The following is a 19037-nucleotide window of genomic DNA, read 5'->3' as shown; positions in this document are numbered from 1 at the left end:
ATGACCGATCCGCGGCCGCGGGTCGGCCACCGCTGTTCAGGGACGCCGGAAGTCCTCGGCACGGCCCTGCTTACGCAGCCGCATCCACTCCCGGAAACCGGCCCAGTCGCGCTGCTGCACCAGGAAGTACCAGGCGAAACGCGCGTACTCCTGGGGCAGCAGCTTGCGCATCCCCGGCTGGCTCATCAGGTACCCGCGGTTGCGGTAGGTGAAGAAGCGTTTGGTCTCGTTGTCCGGATACTGGGTGTGCATCCGTCCACCCAGGATCGGCCGGAACTCGTCGCTGCCGTCCGGGTGCAGGTAGGCCGTCGTCAGGCAGGTGCCGAAGTCGACACCGGCGCGGGCCAGCCGCCGATGCATCTCCACCTCGTCGCCGCGGACGAACAGCCGCAGGTCCGGCACCCCCACCCGGTCGAGGGTGCCGGCGGAGAACAGCGCTCCGTTCATCAGCGAGGCGATGCCCGGGAGCAGGTCGTCGTCGCGGCTCTCGCCGGGCGCGAACAGTTCGCTGCGTGTGCGCCGCCAGACCAGGCCGCGCCGCAGCGGGAAGGCGAGCGCCTCCGGGTCGTCGATGTTGACCACGACCGGTGAGACCTCGCCCAGGCCGTGGTGCTGCGCGCAGCGCAGCAGAGTCCCGAGCACCTGCGGACCCTCCGGCCGGCCGTCGTCGTCGGCGCACCACACCCAGTCGGCGCCCAGCGACAGCGCATGCAGCATGCCCAGCGCGAAACCGCCCGCGCCGCCGAGATTGTGCTGCGACGGCAGATACGTCGTCGGCACCGGCTGGCTCGCGACCAGCTCGCCCACTTCGTCTTCGGCAGCGTTGTCGACGACGATCAGGTGGTCGAGCGGACGGTCCTGGTGTGCGAGCACCTCCAGCGAGGCGGCGAGCAGTTCACGCCGCCGATGGGTGACGACGACGCCGATCACCCGGCCGTCGGCAGGCGAGCTCACGCGGCCCCGTCCTTGCCCTGTTCGGCGAGCACCTTGCGGACCTGCGCGGCGGCATCCTCGCCCTGATAGGCGCCGACGACCTTCTCGATGTCGCCGTCCATCCGGATCTGTCCGTGATCGATCCACAGCGCCCGATCGCACAGTTGGGCCAGGAACTCGTTGGAGTGACTGGCGAAGACCAGGATGCCCGAGCGCTCCACCAGTGCCTGCAGCCGCACGCGGGCCTTCTTCATGAACTCCGCGTCCACCGCGCCGATCCCCTCGTCGAGGATGAGGATCTCGGGGTCGATGCTGGTCACCACGCCCAGCGCAAGACGCACGCGCATACCGGTGGAGTAGGTGCGCAGCGGCATCTCCAGGTAGTCGCCCAGCTCCGAGAACTCGGCGATCTCATCGGTCTTGGCCAGCATCGCCTTGCGGCTCATACCCAGGAACATGCCGCGGATCAGGATGTTCTCGTAGCCGGAGATCTCCGGGTCCATGCCCACACCCAGGTCGAAGACCGGTGCCACCCGGCCCGTGACCCGGCAGGAGCCGCGGGTGGGCTCGTAGATGCCCGAGAGCAGCCGCAGCAGCGTCGACTTGCCGGCGCCGTTGTGGCCCACCAGGCCCACCCGGTCGCCGTGCTTGAGATGCAGGTTGATGTCGCGGACCGCCTCGACCACCACGGTCCGGGAGGTATTGGCGCCGATCACGCCGCCGGCGGCGCCGATCACCGACTTCTTCAGCGAGCGGGTCTTGGCGTCGAAGATCGGGAAGTCGACGCAGGCATCCCACGTATCGACCCGGATGTCGGTGCGGCTCATCGTCGTCCTTACCTCTAAACCCAGTAGACCGTTAAACCCAGTAGACCGTTAAACCCAGTAGGGCACGCGGGCCCGGAAATTACGCATCACGACCAGTGCGGCCAGGCAGCCGACCACGGTGCAGCCGATCACCACCAGCCAATGGTAGAAGGCCACGTGGTGACCGAGTAGCGGCCCGCGGGTGATCTCCAGGTAGTGATACATCGGGTTCAGCTCCACCAGCCGGGCCCGGCCCGAGACGTCACCGGCCGCGTTCTGCAGGCTCTGCGCAGACCAGATGATCGGCGTCATGAAGAAGACCAGTTGCACCATGGTGGTGAGCAGCTGGCCGATGTCGCGGAACCGGGTCGAGAGGATGCCGAAGACGATGGTCACCCAGACCGAATTGAGCACAAACAGGGCCAGGGCGGGGATGACCAGGAATCCGGTCCAGCCGATCGGCGGCCGGAAGACCGCCACGATGATCACGAAGATCACGATGTTGTGCGAGAAGATGATCAGCTGCCGCCACACCACGCGGTAGACGTGCACGCTGATCGGCGCCGGCAGCTGTTTGATCAGGCCCTCGTTGGTGGAGAAGACCACCGCGCCGTCGAGGATCGAGTTCGAGATGAAGTACCAGAAGATCAGGCCGAGCGTGACGTACGGCAGGAAGAAGTCCAGGTCCATGCCGAAGAGCTGGCCGTAGAGCAGGCCCATCGCGATCGCGGTGACGCCGGTCGCCAGGGTGATCCACAGCGGGCCGAGCACCGAGCGCTTGTAGCGCTGCTTGATGTCGGTCCAGCCCAGATGCAGCCACAGCTCCCGGTTGCGCAGACCGTCGGTGAGGTCGGCCCAGGCGCGACGGAAGGTCCGTGAATCGGAGACCGGAGGGGGCGGGGGAACGGCACCCTCGCTGGTTTCGACTGACACAGGGTCACACCTTACAAGCGGGCATCAGAGGTACTGACCGGTGCTGTGTCCGTCGGGGCCGATCGGACCGCCCGGCGGCAGCACGCCCTGGCGCATCTGCTCGAGCTGGGCTCGAGCCGCCATCTGCTGCGCGAACAGTGCCGTCTGGATGCCGTGGAAAAGCCCTTCCAGCCAGCCGACGAGCTGGGCCTGGGCGATCCGCAGCTCCGCATCGGAGGGGGTCTGCTCGTCCGAGAACGGCAACGCCAGCCGGTCGAGCTCCTCGCGCAGTTCCGGGGCCAGGCCGTCGGACAGCTCCTTGATGGAGCTGCGATGGATGTCACGCAGCCGGTTGCGGCTGGCGTCGTCGAGCGGCGCCGAACGGACCTCCTCGAGGAGCTGCTTGATCATCGTGCCGATCCGCATCACTTTGGCCGGCTGCTCCACCATGCCGGCCACGGCGGCGGCCCCGGCCGCCTCCTCGTCCTCGAGCGGACCCTGACCCGCTCCCGCGGGCTCGCCGTCGGGGCCCTGCGGGGGCAGGATCAGCGGCGAGTCGCCGGGGCCGGGGCCGGGTGCGCCGGACCGGTTGAGGGGACTGGGGCCGTCGCTCATGCGGGGAAGGTCGGGAAACATGGCCTCCATTGTGCCGTCGACGGCGGCGGGCGTGGAAGCACCGGCACGCGGCGGCGCGGAGAAAACGTTCTCGCTATCGTTAGCGCATGCCGTTCGACGTCGCCTCCGTCCGAGGCCTGTTCCCCTCTCTGGGTGACGGCTGGATCCGTTTCGACGCCCAGGTCGGTATGCAGATCCCGGCCTCGGTGGCGTCGGCGATCACCGCCGGGGTGCGCCGGCTGCCGGTTGCCGCCGGAGGGACCTCGCCGCAGGCAGTCGCGGCCGCCGAGGCGCAGGATTCGGCCCGCCGGGCGCTCGGCGACCTGCTCGACGCGGACCCGGCCGGGGCGGTGCTCGGCTACAGCCGGCACGCGCTGGTCACTGCGCTGACCGATGCCCTGCCGGTGTCCACCTGGGCCGGGGAGGTGGTCTGCTCTCGCCTCGACGACGAGGAGAACATCGTGCCCTGGCTGCGGGCGGCCCGCCGATTCGGATCGCGGGTGCGCTGGGCCGAACTGGACGTGATCGACGGGGCGCTGCCGCTCTCGCAGTTCGACGAGGTGATCGGCGGGCACACCAAGGTGGTGGCGGTGACGCTGGCCTCCTCGGTGCTCGGGTCGATCACCGATCTGGCGCCGATCGCCGCGCACGCCCGTGCGGTGGGCGCGCTCCTGGTGGTGGATGCGAGTTCGGCCGCACCGTATGTGCGGCTGGCGATCGACGAACTGGGCGCCGATGTGGTGCTGGTGAGCCCGCATCGGTGGGGTGGTCCGCGCATGGCCGGCATGGTCTTCGCCGATCCGGATCGCATCGCATCGTTGCGGCCGGTGGCGCTGGATCCGCGGGCCGAGGGACCGGCTCGGCTGGAGGCCGAGCCGCTGGCCGGTCCGTTGCTCACCGGGCTGGCCGCCTCCGTGGAGTATCTGGCCGATCTGGATCCGGCGGCGGCCGGCAAACGTCGTCAGCGGTTGTCCACGTCGATGACCGGGGTGTTCGACTATCTGCAGCGCCTCACGATCTACCTCGTCGAGTCGCTCACCGCGCTGCCTCGGGTGCGGGTCATCGGCCCCGGCGTGCATCGGGTGCCGGCGGTGAGTTTCACCGTCGACGGGCTGTCCGCGCAGCAGGTGTGCGCACGGCTGGCCGACAACGGCATCAGCGCGGTCCACGATGCGCCGAGCCGGGCTCTGGCCCAGATCGGAGTGGCCGAGGTGGGGGGTGCGGTCACGGTGGGTCTGGGACCGTACGCCGTCCCGTACGAAGTGGATCAGCTGGCCCGGGTACTCGGCTCGTTCGGCTGACCGCGGCCCGTCGAGGTCTGTCGCGGTCTGTACTCCGAACGGGGGATCCGCCGCCGCTTTGGCTACCCTTGAGTGCACTCGTGTATTTGCGACGGGTATTCATGCCGGGGAGGGGCAGACATGGAATCGATGGGGGAACCGATCGCTGGCGAAGTCGAGCTCGGCTCGAAGCAGCGGGACGATTGGACCAGGTACGTGCTCGGCGGGTGGGCGCTGCACAACGAGATGCGCAAGCGGATGACGGCGATCTCCAAGCTCAGTACGGCTGAGTGGCGGGTGCTCGAAGTCCTGTCCGCGGTGCCGAGCATGCAGATCTCGGGTCTCGCCGAGGCGACGCAACTGGGAATCAGCACGGTCTCGCGGCAGGTGGCCCGGTCGATCGCCGCCGGTTACGTCTCGATGGTCGAATCGCCGGGCACCGACGGCCGGCAGAAGTGGGTGGCGATCACCGATCTCGGCCGCGAGGCGGTGGCGCCGGCGCTGCAGATCCGCGACGAGGTGATCGCCGAGCTGGTGCTGGAGGAGATGACCGAGGACGAACTCGCCTGGCTGGGCGAGGCCTTCGACCGCATCCGGCTGCGCTGCCACAGTTGAGCGACGTTCCGCGCGGTCACGAGACGGTCAGCAGGACCTTGCCGATCGCCTCGCCGCCGGTGAGCCGCTCGTGTGCGGCGGCCGCCTCCGTCAGCGGATAGACCGAGTCGATCACCGGGACCACCGCGCCGTCGGCGATCAGCGGCCAGGTGCCGACCAGGGTCTGCGCGACGATCTCGGCCTTGGAACCGGGGCCGGTGGCCGGCCGGGAGCGCAGCGTGGTCCCGCAGATGCCGGCCCGCTTGTTCATCAGGGCGGCGATGTCGAGTTCGGCCCGGCGTCCGCCCTGCATGCCGATGATCACCAGCCGCCCGCCGGTTGCGAGCGCCTGCACATTGGCCGACAGATACTTGGCGCCGACGATGTCGAGGATGACGTCGGCGCCGCCGTGGTCGCCGACGACGGCGGCGAAGTCCTCGGTGGTGTAGTCGATGGTCAGTTCGGCGCCGAGCTCGGCGCACCGGGCCAGCTTCTCCGGGGTGCGCGCCGTGACCGCGACCCGCGCTCCGAAGGCGGCGGCCACCTGCACCGCGTGGGTGCCGATACCGCTCGAGCCGCCGTGCACCAGCAGCAGTTCGCCGGGGGCGAGCCGGGCGGTGGAGAAGACGTTCGACATCACCGTGCACGCGGCCTCGGGCAGCGCGGCGGCGTCGCGCACGCTCACCCCGGCCGGAACCGGCAGCAGTTGTGCCGCCGGGACGGCCACCTTCTCGGCGTAGCCGCCGCCGGAGAGCAGGGCGCACACCGGGTCGCCGATCTGCCAGCCCACCACCTGGTCGCCGACCGATTCGATGTGCCCGGACACCTCCAGGCCGAGGATCTCCGAGGCGCCCGGCGGCGGGGGATAGTGTCCGGCGCGCTGGAGGACGTCGGCCCGGTTCAGCCCGGCGGCGGTGACCGCGATGATCACCTCGTCGACGCCGGGCGCGGGGTCGGGCAGCTCGGTGACGACGAGCTGATCGGAGCCGGTGATGGCGCGCATGTCTTCAGTCTTCCAGTACCGGCGCGCGGCGTCGAGCGGGGAGTGGCCGGGCCGGTACGGTCTCGCCGCGCTGCCGCGGCCGGCGGGCTCACCAGACCATCGGAGCGAGGAAGTCCTCGGCGAACGCGCGGAGCTGTCGTTCGTCCCCGATGTCGAGGACTGCGGAAGGGGCGGTGGTCAGCGAGATGAACATCCGCACCTGCACCTCGGCGGCCAGCTGCAGCTGGCGGTCGGGCATGCTGGCGCCGGAGCTTCGCAGGGTCTGCGCGATCCCGCGGCTGAACTCGCTGATCATGTCCTCGACCTGCGGGTCCGCAGCGCCGACGAAGACGTCGACCGCCTCCGGATTCTCGCCGAGCAGCCGGCGCGGCAGTTCGTCGTTGCGGAAGTAGGTCATCGCCAGACAGAAGGCTTCGACGACGGTGGCCCGCGGATCGAGGCCGGCGAGGGTGTCGGCCACCTCCTTCACCAGATCGCGCCGGACCTGGTGGATCACCGCGATGAGCAGATCTTCTCTGCTCGGAAACCGGCGGTAAAGGGTGCTCCGGCTGACGCCGGCCTCGTCGGCGATGCGTTCGATGTTGGCGTGCCGCACGCCCGACCGGCGGAACTCGTTGCCGGCTGCGCCGATGATGCGGGCCTCCTGTTCGAGCTGGCTGCGCTGCCGCCGGCCGAGGGGCACTGGAGAGCTCGCCGATCGCATGCGTCCTCCGTTCGCCGTGTCCTGATGAGCTTTTAGTGAATCACAGTAGGTAAGTGAGTCTCAGGTCTTTGATTGACCGCCCACTGAGTTCCAGTCCGATGCCCCTGTGGTCTACCGCTGAGGTCCAGTTGAGACGGGTTCTGTCAGTGGATATGTGACAGGAGCCACGATGCTGTGTGAAGATGTCCGTGCTCACAATGTGACACTGGATCAGCCCGCGAGTCTCAACTTCGGTCCGGTGCGCTCGCAGCGACAGGAGGTGACACGTGACCGCGGCGGCGAGTATGCAGAGTTTCGGACGCACCGTGCGCCTCGGCGCGCGCACCCCCGTCATCGCGGTCACGGACCTGGTGACCGGGCGCTTCCCACTCCGGGAGACCGTGGTGCAGGCCTGGTTCCTGCTCAGCATCACCGTGCTGCCCGCCCTGCTCATGGCCATCCCGTTCGGAGTGATCGTGGCCGTGCAGATCGGCGGCCTCACCAGCAACCTGGGTGCCACGTCGATGGCCGGTGCGGTCGGCGGCATGGGCGTCATCCAGCAGGGTGCGCCGATGGCCGCGGCGCTGCTGCTCGGCGGGGCCGGAGCCTCGGCCATCACCGCGGATCTGGGTGCGCGCACCGTGCGCGAGGAGATCGACGCCATGCGCACCCTGGGCATCGACCCCACCCGCCGGCTGGTGGCCCCGCGCATGGTGGCGATGGTGCTGGTGGCGCCGGTGCTGTCGATTCTGATCATCGTCATCGCGGTGTGCGCCAGTTTCATCGTCGCCATCCTCGGCCAGGGGGTGGTGGCCGGCTCGTACTGGCAGTCGTTCGGCACCTACGCCTCGACCACCGACCTGTGGATCTGCCTGCTCAAGTCGGTGATCTTCGGCTTCGTGGTGGTGGTCATCGCCAGCCGCCGGGGCCTGGAGGCCAGCGGGGGCGCGCGGGGAGTGGCCGACGCCGTGAACGCTTCGGTGGTCCTGGGCATCGTCGCTTCGATGGTGCTCAACGTGATCATCACCCAGATCACCGCGCTGTTCATTCCGGTACAGGTGATCTGAGATGACGCTGAGCACCCGCGGGCAGATGCCCAGCGTGCAGCACCCGAGACTCGACGCCACCGCGCGGATGGCCGGCCGGCCCTTCGAGAACATCGGCCGGGTGGTCACCTTCGTGCTCGACGTGCTCGCCGGGCTGCCGCACACGCTGCGCACCTACCGGAAACAGACCCTGTCGGCCTTCGCCGAGACCACGTGGGGCAACGGTTCGATCCTGGTCGGCGGCGGCATCGCCAGCGTGCTCGCCATACTGGGGCTGTCGGTGGGCGGCATGATCGGTATCCTGGGCGTCACCAGCCTGCAGTCGCTGAACCTCTCTCCGATGGCCGGCCTGATCACCGGCTATGCGGCCACCCGGGAGATGGCGCCGATCATCGCCGCCGTCGGATTCGCCGCGCAGGCAGGTTGCCGGATGACCGCTGAGATCGGCTCGATGCGCATCTCCGAGGAGATCGATGCGCTTGAGGCGCAGGCGATCCGGCCCATCCCCTTCGTGGTCGGCACCCGCGTGGTGGCCGGTGTCACTGCGATCGTGCCCTTCTATCTGATGTCGCTGTGCCTGGCCTACCTCGCCTCACGGGTGGTGGTCAGCGTCGCCTACGGGCAGTCCGCCGGGGCCTACGACCGTTACGTCGAAGCCTTCGTGAGCCCGGTGGACGTGCTCTATTCGACGATCAAGGTGATCGTCTTCGCCGTGGTGGTGATCATCGCGCACACGTACTACGGCTTCTTCGCCAGCGGTGGTCCGGAGGGAGTCGGCATCGCCTCGGGCCGGGCGATCCGCGCCAGCCTGGTCCTCATCGTCACCTTCGATATGCTTCTCTCCCTTGCGTTCTGGGGCCTGAACTCGGGGCTGAACTTCGCATGAGGGGTGGTCGTGAACCGTCGGCGTCGACGCTGCGCAACCGGGGCCTGATCACGGTCGCGGTGCTCGCGGTGGTCATCGGACTCGTCGCCTGGAACCCCTTCGCCAGCGACGACCGGGTGCGTTTCTCGATCGTCGCTCCGACTCTCCCGGACGGGATCCGCGAGGGCGTGCCGGTGGACGTCCGCGGCGAGACCGTCGGCGAGGTGTGCGACCTGGACCTCTCTCGGCAGGACAGCACCCGCGTGGTGGTCTGCGTGGAGCCGTCGGCGACGCCGGAGCTGACCGACGAGGCGGCCGTCAGCTTCGTCTCCCGGAACCTGTTCGGCTCGGATGCCCTGCGGCTCACTCCCACCGGCGTCGGCCGGCCGATCTCGGCCGGCAGCACCCTCGCCCTGCCGCAGGCCCCGGCGGACTATACGATCACCGCCACCGTACGCAGTGCCGGTGCGTTCACTCTGCCGGTGCTCACCCCCGAACTGAGCGGTCTGCTCAACCAGGTCAGCGACACCACCATCCGGCTGGCACCGTTCCTCACCGCGGCCACGATCACCCTGCAGACCATGGACCGCGGCCACGCCACCGACCTGACCGGAATGCTTCCGGTGCTCGCCGATGCATTCGACGGTGTCAGTGCATCCGCCACCGGCGGCATCGATGCGCTGCAGACGGTGATCGGCAACCGGCTGCTCGCCGACGACGATTACACCGGCCGCGTGGCGGACATGATCGCCCACATCGGCGCCCTGTTCTCCGACCTGGGATCGCTGTTCAACGGCATGAGCGGTCTGGGCGCGACGATGGATGTGATGACGGCCTTCACCACCCCGCTGACCGTCGCACTCCGCGACGTGACCCCGGCGCAGGTGAGCACCCTCATCGATCACCTCGGGGGCGTCTTTCACCGGGATCCGGTGAGCGGCAAGACGATTCTCGACGTCGAAGCAGATTTGGACGTGGTGCCGGGAGCGGCTGCACCGCTGAACCTGCTGCTAGCCGGAAAGGGGGCGGGCTCGTGAGAACGCCGTCGGCCGCCGTCAAACGGATTCTCCTGGTTCTGGCCGTGGTGATCCTGGCCGTCTATGCCATCGTGCAGGCCATCAACCGTCCGGTCAGTGGCGATGTATATACCTACCGGGCCGAGTTCACCGACGTCTTCGGTCTCCGGGAGAACGGCGACGTCCGGGTGCGTGGAGTTCAGGTGGGCAAGGTCGTCGACATCAGCCTGCAGCGATCCGGGGCGGCCCGCGTGGAATTCACTGTGCGGAGCCGGGATCGGCTCACCGACCAGGACGAGCTGGCCATCCGCTTCCAGAACCTGGTGGGCCAGAGATATCTGGCGATCCTGCGGCCCGGCGAGGAGGCTCGAGCCGACAGCGGCGAGGCCGTACCCGCGCCGGGGACGGCGACTCCGCTCGATCCGGGTGTGTTGATCCCGGCCGACCGCACCTCCGGTTCCTTCGACATCACCAGGCTGTTCAACGGCCTGCGGCCGATCCTGCAGGGTGCCGACCCCGCCGTGTTCAACACCTTCGCCGACAACATGATCAAACTCCTCCAGGGCGAGGACGGCGTGGGAGTGGGCGATGTGCTCGGCGATGTGGAGAAGCTCAGCGCCTTCGCCTCCGACAAGAGCCGGATGATCCGGGTGATCATCACCAATCTGGGCGTGGTCGCCGACCAGCTGCAGGGCAAGTCGTCGATCATCGAGAACCTGATGGGCAACATGGAGATGCTCTTCAACACGCTCGAGGGAAACCTGGAACTGCTCAAAGGTGCCTTCGGCGAGGGGGCGCGGGTCTTCCCGCCGATCGTCGAGGTGATGAAGAGCACCTTCGATCTGTCACTCGGCGGACACGATCACGTCCGGGATCGGCTGATGGAACTGATCCCCGACACCGATGCGCTCGCCGCATCGATCTCGGTGGTGCCGTCCCTGATGGCCGCCGTCAACGGCAGCCTCGACCAGCTCAACGGCCGACCGCACTGCTCCCACGGTCAGGTGCCTCTGCCGCCGATGGGCGAGGTGCTCATCGGGGGAAAGAAGGTGACGCTGTGCAAGGCATGAAACGCTTGCAGGCCTTCGCCGTTCAGGACGAGACCGATCCGCGCACCGAGGTGCTGTGGGCGCTCGCCGCACTCGTCGTGGTGGTGGTGCTGACGGTGGTGCTCGCCGTGGTGTACCTGCGACCGCCCGGCCGCGTGGAGTACCGCGCCCGGCTCGAGGAGAGCGGCGGCGTGGTGACCGGCACCGAGGTCCGGGTGGCCGGCATCCCGGTCGGCAAGGTCGTGGACGTGACCCTGCGCGACGATCGTGTCGACGTGCGCATGGCCGTCGAGGACACGGTCTTCATCGGCGACCAGACCTCCCTGCAGGTCCGCATGCTCACCGTGGTCGGCGGCGCCTATGTGGCGCTGCTTCCGGCCGGGGTGCAGCCGTTGGGCTCCGCAGCCATCCCGGCGGCGCGCACCAGCATTCCCTACTCGACGTCCGAGGTGCTCAACGCCGCCGCACAGACCGTCGAGGACATCGACGCGATGAAGCTGCGCCGGGCCGCGGTGCGGGTGACCGACTCGCTGGACTCGGCACCGGGAGCGGTCCGCTCGATCGCCGACGACGTGGAGACGCTCACCGCCCTGCTCGACGAGCAGCAGGGCCAGGTCACCGCGCTGGCGTCGCTCGGTGCGGAGTACACCTCGCAGCTCGCGGCGCAGCAGGACATGCTCGAGCAGATGATCCAGCGGATCCGGGCGGTGCTGCCGGTGATGATCGGCTACAAGGACCGCGGCATCCTCACCTACGACGCGCTCGGCGAGATGGTGTTGTATGTGGGCGACATCCTCGGAGATCCGTACATGAAACGGTTGAAGATGCCGCTCGAGGAGCTGGTGACGTCGGCGACGGCCACCAAGGACACCGCCGAACGGATGGGCTCGGCGATCGATTCGCTCAAACAGCTCGTCGACGGGCTGTCCGCGGTGGCGCACCCGGGCGGCCTCCGGATGGACTTCGGCGAGCAGGTCGTCGACGACTCGGCGATCTGCATTCCGATTGCGGGGCGCTCATGCTGAAACGTTCCGGGCGGACCGGCGCCCTCTTCACGGCGGTCGTGGTGGTGCTGCTGGTGATCGGTGCCGCGATCGTCTACGTGCGCTACTCCGATCGCGACACCCGCGCACTGTGCGCCGAGCTGCCGGATTCCGCGGGTCTGTACCCGGGCAACGCGGTCAACATCCGCGGCGTCAAAGTCGGTGAGGTGAAGAAGGTTTCGCCGTCGCCCGGGAAGGTCACCGTCGAGATGGCGGTGCGGGACCGGCCGCTGAGCGCTGGCATGAAGGTGGTCGCTGTGAACAACTCGGTGCTGGCCGATCGCCGCCTGGAACTGGTGGACGTGGTGCCGCACGGCGGTGCGGAACTGCCCGGCGACCGTTGCGTCACCCGCGCCTACACGCCCATCTCGGTGAGCACCGCATTCCAGTCGTTCACCGACATGTTCGACGAGATCGGTGGCGCCGCAGACGATTCCGCGAAGCCGGTGACTGAGCTGATCGAGGCCGCCGACAGCCAGTTCGAGGGCGCCGGTCCGGACCTGAGCCGGATCCTGACGAACCTGTCCGGATTCATGTCCGACCCGGACGAGTTCCTGTCGCAGATGCGCACCGTCTTCGACAATCTCGCAGTCCTCACCGATGTCGCCGGCAACAACTGGGATGCGCTCGAAGACATCGGCCGGAACGCTGCGGACCTCACCTACTTCATGGGCAAGCTCTTCGAGAGCTTCATCTACATCTTCGACGGTCTCGGAGAGTCCGGTCCGGGCCTCGACCACCTGCTCACCAAGGTGGCCACCCCGATGCTCGACATGACCGACGACTTCCTTCCGGTCATCCAGGTGGGCCTGGACCGGGTGGACGATCTGACCGCCATGCTCAAGGAGATGCCGGGGATCGCCAAGGGGATCCAGACCTCGCTCGACCGGAAGACCGGCGGCCTGAGGATCGGTGTCCGCGGCCCTTCGGTGGTCGCGGACACTCCGGATGCGGCCACCCTGTGCCGGATGATGAACGCCGCCGACGCCGGCAGCTGTGATCCGCGCGGGTAAGGCCGCGGTGGTGGACCTGAGCTCGCTGGTCACCCGGGCCGTGCAGGGGAAGGCCGGCCGATGAGACGTGGACTGGGCACCGTGCTGTGCGTGCTGGCGGTGGTCGCCGCAATGGTCGCCGTGATCGCCGGCCGCGGCTACAACCCGGCGAACATGCTGCCGCGGCTCACTGCGTCGTCGGGATCGCGCACGCTCTACGTCGACTTCGTCTCGGTGGTGAATCTGCCGCTCGGCGCCCGCGTGCTGTCCCGGGGTGCGCAGATCGGCACCGTCGAGGACATCGAGCTGGTGCCCGACGCCGCCCGGCTCACGCTCGGCATCGAACCCGAGGTGACGCTGCCGGTGGGCACCAGGGCGGAGCTGCGGCAGCTGACCATGCTCGGTGACATCTACGTGGCGCTGACCCCGCCGGCGGGTGGGCAGAACGGCGCGCGGCTCGGCGACGGCGATGTGATCGGCCTCGGCGACTCGGATCCCGGACCGCAGATCGAGGACATCATCACCCATCTCGCCGACTTCATGGCCGGCGGCTCCATCATGCGGGTGCAGGATGCGATCCGGCAGGTCAACGATGCGGTGGACATCCACGATGTGAACCTGCCCGCCGCATCGGCCACCGGCGCGCAGACCATCGAGGACCTGGCGGCGGGGACCTCGGAGCTGAGCGCGATGATCGACTCGCTCGATGCGGCCGCGGGGGAGATCGCCGCCGATCCCGCAGAGCTGGGCTATGCCTTCGGTCCGGCCGGACACACCGGTCTCGATGCCGTGTTCAACGCCGTCAATGAGGGCTTCAAACTGGTGGCCGGATCGAGCCGGCTGGCGTTCGGTCTCAGCTGGCTCACACCGCGTCTGGCGCAGCTGAACCCCTTCATGGACAAACTCGTTCCGCTGCTCCGGTCGTACTCGGCGCACTCGACCCAGTTCAACGGGAACGCCGGTGCACTGATCGACCTGACCGAGAACACGCTCGTCCCCTTCGCCCGGAACGGCGGCGTCTCACTGGAGAAGATCACACTCTCCGGCGATGACGAGGTCACCGGCTCGGTGATCGCCGTGCTGCGGATGATCGGGGCGCTGCGATGACCGTGCGTGCGGGAATCTCCATACTGGCCACCGTCGCCGTGCTGGTGGGATCGCTGGTCTACCTGGCCGGCTCGGTGCTGCGGGTGCAGACCTTCACGGCGCAGACCCGGCTCTCGGTGGCCGCGCCGCAGAGCAACGGCCTGCACGCGGGCTCGGCGGTGGTGTACCGGGGTGTGCCGATCGGCCAGGTCAGCGACGTCTCATATGCCGGTGGCGGGGCGGTGAAGATCGACCTCGGCTACGACGCCGACTACCGGATCCCGGTGGACACCGAGCTGGTGATCGAGAACCAGTCGATGCTCGGTGAGACCGCGATCTACTTCCAGCCGCGCACCGATTCCGGTCCCTACATCGACGGCAGCGCCTCGCTCACCGCCCGGATCGTCGAGGTGCCGGCGTCGGTGCCCGAGCTGCTCGGTTCGGCGCAGACCCTCCTCGACCAGGTGGATCCGAGCCTGGTGAGCCGACTGGTCGAGACCCTCGAGCAGGCGCTGGAGGGCACTACGGGGGCGGTTCGGGCGCTGACACCGGCGGCGCAGGTGCTCGCGGCCACCATGATCTACTCCGAGCCCGCGCTGGTGAAGATCCTGCGGAACAGCTCGACGATGATGGCCGACGGTGCGTGGATCGGTCCGGCCCTGCGGCCGACCAAGAAGGAACTGCGCGTGGCCGGGAAGCACCTGCGCGATGTGATCACCCACGTCAAACCGTTCGCGGATTTCACCGACGGCGGCCGGGTCATCGCTGAGCGGTGGAAGCCGGCGCTCGAGAAGTCCGCGGCCACCGTCGGTCTGCTGGTGCCGCCGATCGGCCGGCTCGCGCAGGTGCTCACCCCGGCCGCACAGGAGTCGGGGGCCGCGATGCTCGGCACGCTCAACGTCGCCACTCTGCTGACCGCAGCCATGCAGGCGCTGCCCGGGGATGCACTGCGTCTCTCGGTGGACCTGCCGAAGTAGGAATGAGAATCGATGTCGCATACGCCCGATCGCCGAGACGACGCCGCCGAGTCCGGCCCGGCCGAGCTCTCCACGCCGGCCGCAGCCGAGCCGGAGTCCACCACGGATGCGGAAACCGCCGGGGCGCAGACGGAAGCAGCCGAGGAGCAGACGGAAACCGCTGTGGCCCAGAAGGAGACAGCTGAGACCGAGTCCGGCCCGGTGGGCGCCGAGAAGAAGAAAAAGAAGAAGCGCAAGCGGGACGAGGCCGCGCGGCTCGAGCAGGCCCGGCAGGAGGCCGTCGCACAGGCCGAGGCCGATCGGCTGCGGCGGGAGAAGGAACGGTCGCCCGTCAGCAGGCTGCGCGAGTACCTCAATCCGCGTCGGCACCCGGTCGTCGTCACCATGACGGCGCTGTGCGTGACCGCACTGGTCGCCATGTCGGTGCTGGCCTGGCTCTTCACCGACCGGGACACTCGACTCTCGGATCTGCAGCGGCTCGACCGGGACAAGGCGGCTGCCGAGAAGGTGGCCGGCGACTACGCCGCCGCGGCGGCCACCCTGAGCTATCAGGACCTTCCGGGCTGGGCGGAGACGCTCAAGCGGGGTACGGCGAGCGAGCTGAGCTCCCGGTTCGACACCGCAGTGAAGACGGTGACGCCGCTGTTCCAGGAGGTGCAGTGGTCGCAGACCGGCACCCTGATCGCCGCCACGACCGTTGACGTGCGCGCCGACCGGCAGTTCGTGGTGCAGGTCTTCGTCGACACCAAGCTGACCAGCACGCAGAACCCGTCCGGACTCAACATCATCACCCCGTACACGATCACCCTCGACCGTGACGAGAACTGGCTGATCACCGATGTCGCGGACATCGCCGGGGTCGCCCAGGACGGGTCGATCGGCGCAGGCGTGCCCGATCTGACGGGGACCGGCGGGCAGGGAGACCGGTCCGGTGGGCAGGGCACGGAGCAACCCGCCCCGACACCGTGACGGCCGCTGAGCCGGCGCCGCCGGTGACCGGGCGCCGGGCGGGGGCGATCGCCGGGGCGCTCGTCCTGGGAGCAGCCGTCGCCGCGGCCGCGGCACTGCTGCTTCCGTGGGCACGGGTCACCGGATCGTCGATCCCCGACACTGCGGATCCGGCGCAGGAGCAGGTGGCCCGGGCCGGGGCGCCGCAGGAGTTCACGGCCACGGGCGCCTCCGGAACGGTGGGGGCGCTGCTGCTGGTGGTGTGCTGCGCACTGGTCGCGGTGGCGCTGTGGCGGTTGAGCCCGTCGTACCGGCCGTACGCCGCGGGGTACCTGGTGATCATCGGTGCAGCCCTCGGTGGTGCCGCGGCGCTGTGGTTCCTGCTCGACGAGCAGCGGCGGGAGGAGCTGTTCGGTTCGTCTGTGCTGTTGCAGGCGGACACGATGGTGGTGACCGTGTGGCCGTGGGTGACGCTGGTCTGCTTCGCCGTCGCCGGCGCAGCGGGCGTGCTGCTGGTTCCGGGGCGCGGCGAGACCGTCCGGACGGCGGGGACGGCGTAGCGCAGCCGCCCGGACCGCCCGGTGTCAGTTGTGCGGCACGTCGGTGGACAGGCCGCCGTCCATCACGAACTCGGCGCCGGTGGCGTACGAGGACTCGTCACTGACCAGGAAGACGATGAAGGTGGCGACCTCGCTGGGTTCGGCCTGGCGGCCCATCGGCACCTTCACCATGCCCGCGGGCAGGCCCTCGGTCATCGGAGTGCGGATCAGGCCCGGGTGGATGGAGTTGACGCGCACATTGTGCGGGGCGAGTTCGAGGGCGGCCGACTTGGCCAGGCCGCGCACCGCCCACTTGGAGGCGACGTAGCCGTGCGCCCACGGGCTGCCGCGCAGACCTTCCACCGACGAGACGTTGATGATGGAACCGCCGCCGGCGGCGATCAGCGGCTCGGTGACGGCCCGGATACCCAGGAAGGTGCCGGTGAGGTTCACGTCGATGATCTGCCGCCACTTGTCCACCCGGAACTTCTGGATCGGCGCACCGTTGACGATGCCGGCGTTGTTCACCAGAGCGGTGATCGTGCCGAATTCGCGGATGGCCGTCTCCACGGCGGTGGTCCAGTCGTCCTCACTCGTGACGTCGAGATTCAGGTAGCGGGCCGACGGCCCGATCTCCGCGGCGAGCGCCCGTCCCTCGTCGTCGAGCACGTCGCCGATGAGCACCTTGGCGCCCTCGGCGACGAGTGCCCGCGCATGCTCGGCACCCATGCCCCGAGCGCCGCCGGTGATGATCACGACCTTGTCGTCTACACGTCCCATGGGCAGAAACATACCTGTTGAAACCATGAATGAGAACAAGTTCTACCTATTGCCGGAGGCTTCGTGTTCTACTGAACTGGACACTAGTCCAAACAGATGTACATCTACCTGCGGCGATGGCTCGCGAGGCCGTTGTCGGGGGTGAGGAGGATTCTTTTCATGACCATTCGTGTCGGGCACGTCGGAACCGGGAACGCCGGGCGCATCGGCTTGACGCAGCTCATCGAGGATCCTCGTTTCGAACTGGTCGGCCTGTGCGTCTCGACGCCGGAGAAGGTGGGCAGGGACGCCGGCGAACTCGCCGGGGCCGGGGTGCACACCGGGATCGCCGCCGTGCACACCCTCGACGAGTTGATCGCGGCCGGGCCGGAATGCGTGGTCTACTGCGCGATGGGTGACATCCGGCCGGTGGAGGCGTTCGAGGACTGCCGCAGACTGCTGGCCGCCGGGATAGACGTGGTGGGCACCTCGCCGGTCGGGCTCGTCTATCCGTGGGGCGTCATGCCCGACAAGGCGATCGACAAACTGCAGGCCACCGCACGGGAGGCGGGGACGAGCATCTTCATCAGCGGGGTGGATCCGGGGTTCGCCAACGATCTGCTGCCCTTCGCGCTGGCCGGCACGTGTCAGCGCGTCGAGCAGGTCCGGTGCATGGAGCTGGCCGACTACGCCACCTATGACGGTGCGGCGGTGATGTTCGAGGTGATGGGCTTCGGCAAACCGCTCGAGGAGACGCCGATGCTCTTCCTGCCCGGGGTGCTGGGGATGGCGTGGGGGACCACGCTGCAGATCCTGGCGAAGGGTTTCGGGGTGACGATCGACGAGGTGCTCGAGCGGCACGAGAGCGAGCCGGCGCCGGAGTCGTTCGACATCGCGGCGGGCCGGATCGAGAAGGGCACGCGTGCGGCGGTGCGCTTCGAGATCGTCGGTGTGGTGGAGGGCCGCGAGGCGATCGTGGTCGAGCACGTCACCCGGCTGCGGTCGGATCTGCGGCCGGACTGGCCGCGGCCGCACCACGGCGAGGGCGCCTACAGGGTGGAGATCACCGGTGAGCCGTCGTACGTCGTGGACGTCACGCCGTCGAGCGCCCGGGGCGATCACAATCACGCGGCCATCGCCGCGGGGGTGAGCCGGGTGGTCAACGCGATTCCGGCGGTGCGCAGGGCCGAGCCGGGGATCCGCACCACCCTGGACATGCCGCTGATCACCGGACCGGGTCTGACGGCTCCGCACTGACCCGCTTCGGCGCCGACTCGAGAAACTTGGGCGACCGGACCGACCCCTGAGGTCGGTCAGGTCGCCCAAATTCTGCGCTGTGCGCTAGGCGCCGGCGGCGTCGGGCGGTGCGCTAGTCTGGAACGCCAGGGAAGCGTGGCAGAGCGGCCGAATGCACTCGCCTTGAAAGCGAGCGTCCGTAACAGGACCGGGGGTTCAAATCCCTCCGCTTCCGCAGTGTGATGAGTCGCGACATCGTTGACACACGATGTCGCGACTCATCTGTTTTCCGGGGGGTTCAGGGCGGGTCTTGTGCGGGTCGGCCGTCCCCTGTCAGTGGCTGCCGTCGTCGAACGCCGTTGTGGCGCTTCGTCTACGGGCCGTCGCATGGTGCGAGTCAGCTCGCGTGACACAGCAGGATATAGTCGTGCGCACCCGAATCACCGTGGTGCGGAATCAGTCAGCGTCTCGATCACACAGAACTGAGCCGAGACGGGTTCGGCCGCACCGCCGAGGCCGGCAAGAGTAAGGAAATCGCTGTGTCGAATCTGATGAGCGCGTGCACGACACGCATGGTGTGGAGGCTCGGCGTGTCCGTGCTGTCCGCCTGCGTGTGGATTGCGGCCACCGGCAGTGACGCCAACGCCGAACGCTGG

The 19037-nt window shown here is 68.7% G+C and carries 20 protein-coding genes and 1 tRNA gene; 14 read left to right on the top strand and 7 right to left on the bottom strand.

What is annotated here, in order from left to right; all coding sequences use genetic code 11:
• Positions 1 to 36: 36 nt before the first annotated feature.
• The 4 genes from ACJMNC_RS15355 to ACJMNC_RS15340 are packed head-to-tail and all read right to left on the bottom strand — an operon-like array spanning position 37 to position 3266.
• Positions 37 to 954: a glycosyltransferase gene (locus tag ACJMNC_RS15355; protein ID WP_408948836.1), complete on the bottom strand. Its 918-nt coding sequence runs from the start codon at positions 952 to 954 to the stop codon at positions 37 to 39.
• Positions 951 to 1760 (bottom strand): ABC transporter ATP-binding protein, encoded by an 810-nt coding sequence (locus ACJMNC_RS15350; protein ID WP_408948835.1) that lies wholly within the window; start codon positions 1758 to 1760, stop codon positions 951 to 953. Before ACJMNC_RS15350 ends, ACJMNC_RS15355 begins: the two co-directional genes overlap by 4 nt.
• A gap of 48 nt (positions 1761 to 1808) precedes the next feature.
• Positions 1809 to 2672, bottom strand: a complete 864-nt coding sequence (locus ACJMNC_RS15345) for an ABC transporter permease (RefSeq protein WP_408948834.1) — start codon at positions 2670 to 2672, stop codon at positions 1809 to 1811.
• Between the two features lie 24 nt (positions 2673 to 2696).
• On the bottom strand, positions 2697 to 3266 hold the full coding sequence (locus ACJMNC_RS15340; RefSeq protein WP_408948833.1) for a bacterial proteasome activator family protein: 570 nt from the start codon (positions 3264 to 3266) through the stop codon (positions 2697 to 2699).
• A 107-nt stretch (positions 3267 to 3373) separates the two neighbouring features.
• On the opposite strand from ACJMNC_RS15340, the gene ACJMNC_RS15335 reads away from it, so the two are divergent.
• Entirely contained in the window at positions 3374 to 4567 is a 1194-nt protein-coding gene (locus ACJMNC_RS15335; RefSeq protein ID WP_408948832.1) for an aminotransferase class V-fold PLP-dependent enzyme, read from the top strand.
• Between the two features lie 129 nt (positions 4568 to 4696).
• Positions 4697 to 5161 carry a MarR family winged helix-turn-helix transcriptional regulator gene (locus ACJMNC_RS15330; protein WP_408948831.1) on the top strand — a complete coding sequence of 155 codons (465 nt, stop codon included), beginning with the start codon at positions 4697 to 4699 and terminating at the stop codon, positions 5159 to 5161.
• A 16-nt stretch (positions 5162 to 5177) separates the two neighbouring features.
• On the opposite strand, the gene ACJMNC_RS15325 is transcribed toward ACJMNC_RS15330, so the two are convergent.
• Together ACJMNC_RS15325 and ACJMNC_RS15320 are read right to left on the bottom strand one after the other, a co-directional pair.
• Complete coding sequence (locus tag ACJMNC_RS15325) at positions 5178 to 6143, bottom strand: NAD(P)H-quinone oxidoreductase (RefSeq protein ID WP_408948830.1); 966 nt, start codon at positions 6141 to 6143, stop codon at positions 5178 to 5180.
• An 88-nt stretch (positions 6144 to 6231) separates the two neighbouring features.
• Complete coding sequence (locus ACJMNC_RS15320; protein ID WP_408948829.1) at positions 6232 to 6846, bottom strand: TetR/AcrR family transcriptional regulator; 615 nt, start codon at positions 6844 to 6846, stop codon at positions 6232 to 6234.
• 284 nt (positions 6847 to 7130) lie between these two features.
• Between ACJMNC_RS15320 and ACJMNC_RS15315 the strand changes: the two genes are divergently transcribed.
• Genes ACJMNC_RS15315 through ACJMNC_RS15270 form a run of 10 tightly spaced genes read left to right on the top strand, consistent with a single transcriptional unit; the run spans position 7131 to position 16407 of the window.
• Positions 7131 to 7892 (top strand): MlaE family ABC transporter permease, encoded by a 762-nt coding sequence (locus ACJMNC_RS15315; RefSeq protein WP_408948828.1) that lies wholly within the window; start codon positions 7131 to 7133, stop codon positions 7890 to 7892.
• Position 7893: 1 nt separating this feature from the next.
• Entirely contained in the window at positions 7894 to 8757 is an 864-nt protein-coding gene (locus tag ACJMNC_RS15310) for an MlaE family ABC transporter permease (RefSeq protein ID WP_408948827.1), read from the top strand.
• A complete protein-coding gene (locus ACJMNC_RS15305) occupies positions 8754 to 9773 on the top strand; it encodes an MlaD family protein (RefSeq protein ID WP_408948826.1) in 1020 nt (339 codons plus the stop codon). Before ACJMNC_RS15310 ends, ACJMNC_RS15305 begins: the two co-directional genes overlap by 4 nt.
• The gene (locus ACJMNC_RS15300) at positions 9770 to 10822 is read left to right on the top strand and encodes an MlaD family protein (RefSeq protein WP_408948825.1); all 1053 of its coding nucleotides are present in this window, start codon (positions 9770 to 9772) and stop codon (positions 10820 to 10822) included. The genes ACJMNC_RS15305 and ACJMNC_RS15300 overlap by 4 nt, the downstream gene beginning before the upstream one ends.
• Positions 10819 to 11826, top strand: coding sequence for an MlaD family protein (locus ACJMNC_RS15295; RefSeq protein WP_408948824.1), 1008 nt, complete (start codon positions 10819 to 10821; stop codon positions 11824 to 11826). The genes ACJMNC_RS15300 and ACJMNC_RS15295 overlap by 4 nt, the downstream gene beginning before the upstream one ends.
• A complete protein-coding gene (locus ACJMNC_RS15290) occupies positions 11820 to 12857 on the top strand; it encodes an MlaD family protein (protein ID WP_408948823.1) in 1038 nt (345 codons plus the stop codon). Before ACJMNC_RS15295 ends, ACJMNC_RS15290 begins: the two co-directional genes overlap by 7 nt.
• A 60-nt stretch (positions 12858 to 12917) precedes the next feature.
• The gene (locus ACJMNC_RS15285; RefSeq protein WP_408948822.1) at positions 12918 to 13943 is read left to right on the top strand and encodes an MlaD family protein; all 1026 of its coding nucleotides are present in this window, start codon (positions 12918 to 12920) and stop codon (positions 13941 to 13943) included.
• Positions 13940 to 14899: an MlaD family protein gene (locus ACJMNC_RS15280; RefSeq protein WP_408948821.1), complete on the top strand. Its 960-nt coding sequence runs from the start codon at positions 13940 to 13942 to the stop codon at positions 14897 to 14899. The genes ACJMNC_RS15285 and ACJMNC_RS15280 overlap by 4 nt, the downstream gene beginning before the upstream one ends.
• A gap of 12 nt (positions 14900 to 14911) precedes the next feature.
• The gene (locus ACJMNC_RS15275; protein ID WP_408948820.1) at positions 14912 to 15868 is read left to right on the top strand and encodes a serine/threonine protein kinase; all 957 of its coding nucleotides are present in this window, start codon (positions 14912 to 14914) and stop codon (positions 15866 to 15868) included.
• On the top strand, positions 15865 to 16407 hold the full coding sequence (locus tag ACJMNC_RS15270; protein WP_408948819.1) for a hypothetical protein: 543 nt from the start codon (positions 15865 to 15867) through the stop codon (positions 16405 to 16407). The genes ACJMNC_RS15275 and ACJMNC_RS15270 overlap by 4 nt, the downstream gene beginning before the upstream one ends.
• A 24-nt stretch (positions 16408 to 16431) precedes the next feature.
• Here the strand turns inward: ACJMNC_RS15270 and ACJMNC_RS15265 are convergent, their stop codons facing one another.
• Complete coding sequence (locus ACJMNC_RS15265; protein WP_408948818.1) at positions 16432 to 17166, bottom strand: glucose 1-dehydrogenase; 735 nt, start codon at positions 17164 to 17166, stop codon at positions 16432 to 16434.
• 159 nt (positions 17167 to 17325) lie between these two features.
• Here ACJMNC_RS15265 and ACJMNC_RS15260 point away from each other — a divergent pair, with 159 nt between their 5' ends.
• Together ACJMNC_RS15260 and ACJMNC_RS15255 are read left to right on the top strand one after the other, a co-directional pair.
• A complete protein-coding gene (locus ACJMNC_RS15260) occupies positions 17326 to 18402 on the top strand; it encodes a diacylglycerol kinase (RefSeq protein ID WP_408948817.1) in 1077 nt (358 codons plus the stop codon).
• Positions 18403 to 18531: 129 nt separating this feature from the next.
• Positions 18532 to 18616: transfer RNA gene (locus tag ACJMNC_RS15255), tRNA-Ser, on the top strand.
• Positions 18617 to 19037: the final 421 nt, after the last annotated feature.

The organism is Gordonia sp. VNK21, assembly GCF_046098115.1.
Taxonomy (GTDB): Bacteria; Actinomycetota; Actinomycetes; order Mycobacteriales; family Mycobacteriaceae; genus Gordonia.
The sequence above is the reverse complement of the archived record's forward strand: the minus strand, read 5'-3'. Positions and strand labels throughout refer to the sequence as shown.

Coding starts and splice junctions, on each gene's coding strand:
- ACJMNC_RS15290 (WP_408948823.1), top strand. CDS start 11,820: ATGCTGAAACGTTCCGGGCGGACCGGCGCCCTCTTCACGGCGGTCGTG.
- ACJMNC_RS15330 (WP_408948831.1), top strand. CDS start 4,697: ATGGGGGAACCGATCGCTGGCGAAGTCGAGCTCGGCTCGAAGCAGCGG.
- ACJMNC_RS15285 (WP_408948822.1), top strand. CDS start 12,918: ATGAGACGTGGACTGGGCACCGTGCTGTGCGTGCTGGCGGTGGTCGCC.
- ACJMNC_RS15275 (WP_408948820.1), top strand. CDS start 14,912: ATGTCGCATACGCCCGATCGCCGAGACGACGCCGCCGAGTCCGGCCCG.
- ACJMNC_RS15310 (WP_408948827.1), top strand. CDS start 7,894: ATGACGCTGAGCACCCGCGGGCAGATGCCCAGCGTGCAGCACCCGAGA.
- ACJMNC_RS15305 (WP_408948826.1), top strand. CDS start 8,754: ATGAGGGGTGGTCGTGAACCGTCGGCGTCGACGCTGCGCAACCGGGGC.
- ACJMNC_RS15335 (WP_408948832.1), top strand. CDS start 3,374: ATGCCGTTCGACGTCGCCTCCGTCCGAGGCCTGTTCCCCTCTCTGGGT.
- ACJMNC_RS15265 (WP_408948818.1), bottom strand. CDS start 17,166: ATGGGACGTGTAGACGACAAGGTCGTGATCATCACCGGCGGCGCTCGG.
- ACJMNC_RS15340 (WP_408948833.1), bottom strand. CDS start 3,266: ATGAGCGACGGCCCCAGTCCCCTCAACCGGTCCGGCGCACCCGGCCCC.
- ACJMNC_RS15350 (WP_408948835.1), bottom strand. CDS start 1,760: ATGAGCCGCACCGACATCCGGGTCGATACGTGGGATGCCTGCGTCGAC.
- ACJMNC_RS15315 (WP_408948828.1), top strand. CDS start 7,131: ATGCAGAGTTTCGGACGCACCGTGCGCCTCGGCGCGCGCACCCCCGTC.
- ACJMNC_RS15320 (WP_408948829.1), bottom strand. CDS start 6,846: ATGCGATCGGCGAGCTCTCCAGTGCCCCTCGGCCGGCGGCAGCGCAGC.
- ACJMNC_RS15280 (WP_408948821.1), top strand. CDS start 13,940: ATGACCGTGCGTGCGGGAATCTCCATACTGGCCACCGTCGCCGTGCTG.
- ACJMNC_RS15260 (WP_408948817.1), top strand. CDS start 17,326: ATGACCATTCGTGTCGGGCACGTCGGAACCGGGAACGCCGGGCGCATC.
- ACJMNC_RS15325 (WP_408948830.1), bottom strand. CDS start 6,143: ATGCGCGCCATCACCGGCTCCGATCAGCTCGTCGTCACCGAGCTGCCC.
- ACJMNC_RS15295 (WP_408948824.1), top strand. CDS start 10,819: ATGAAACGCTTGCAGGCCTTCGCCGTTCAGGACGAGACCGATCCGCGC.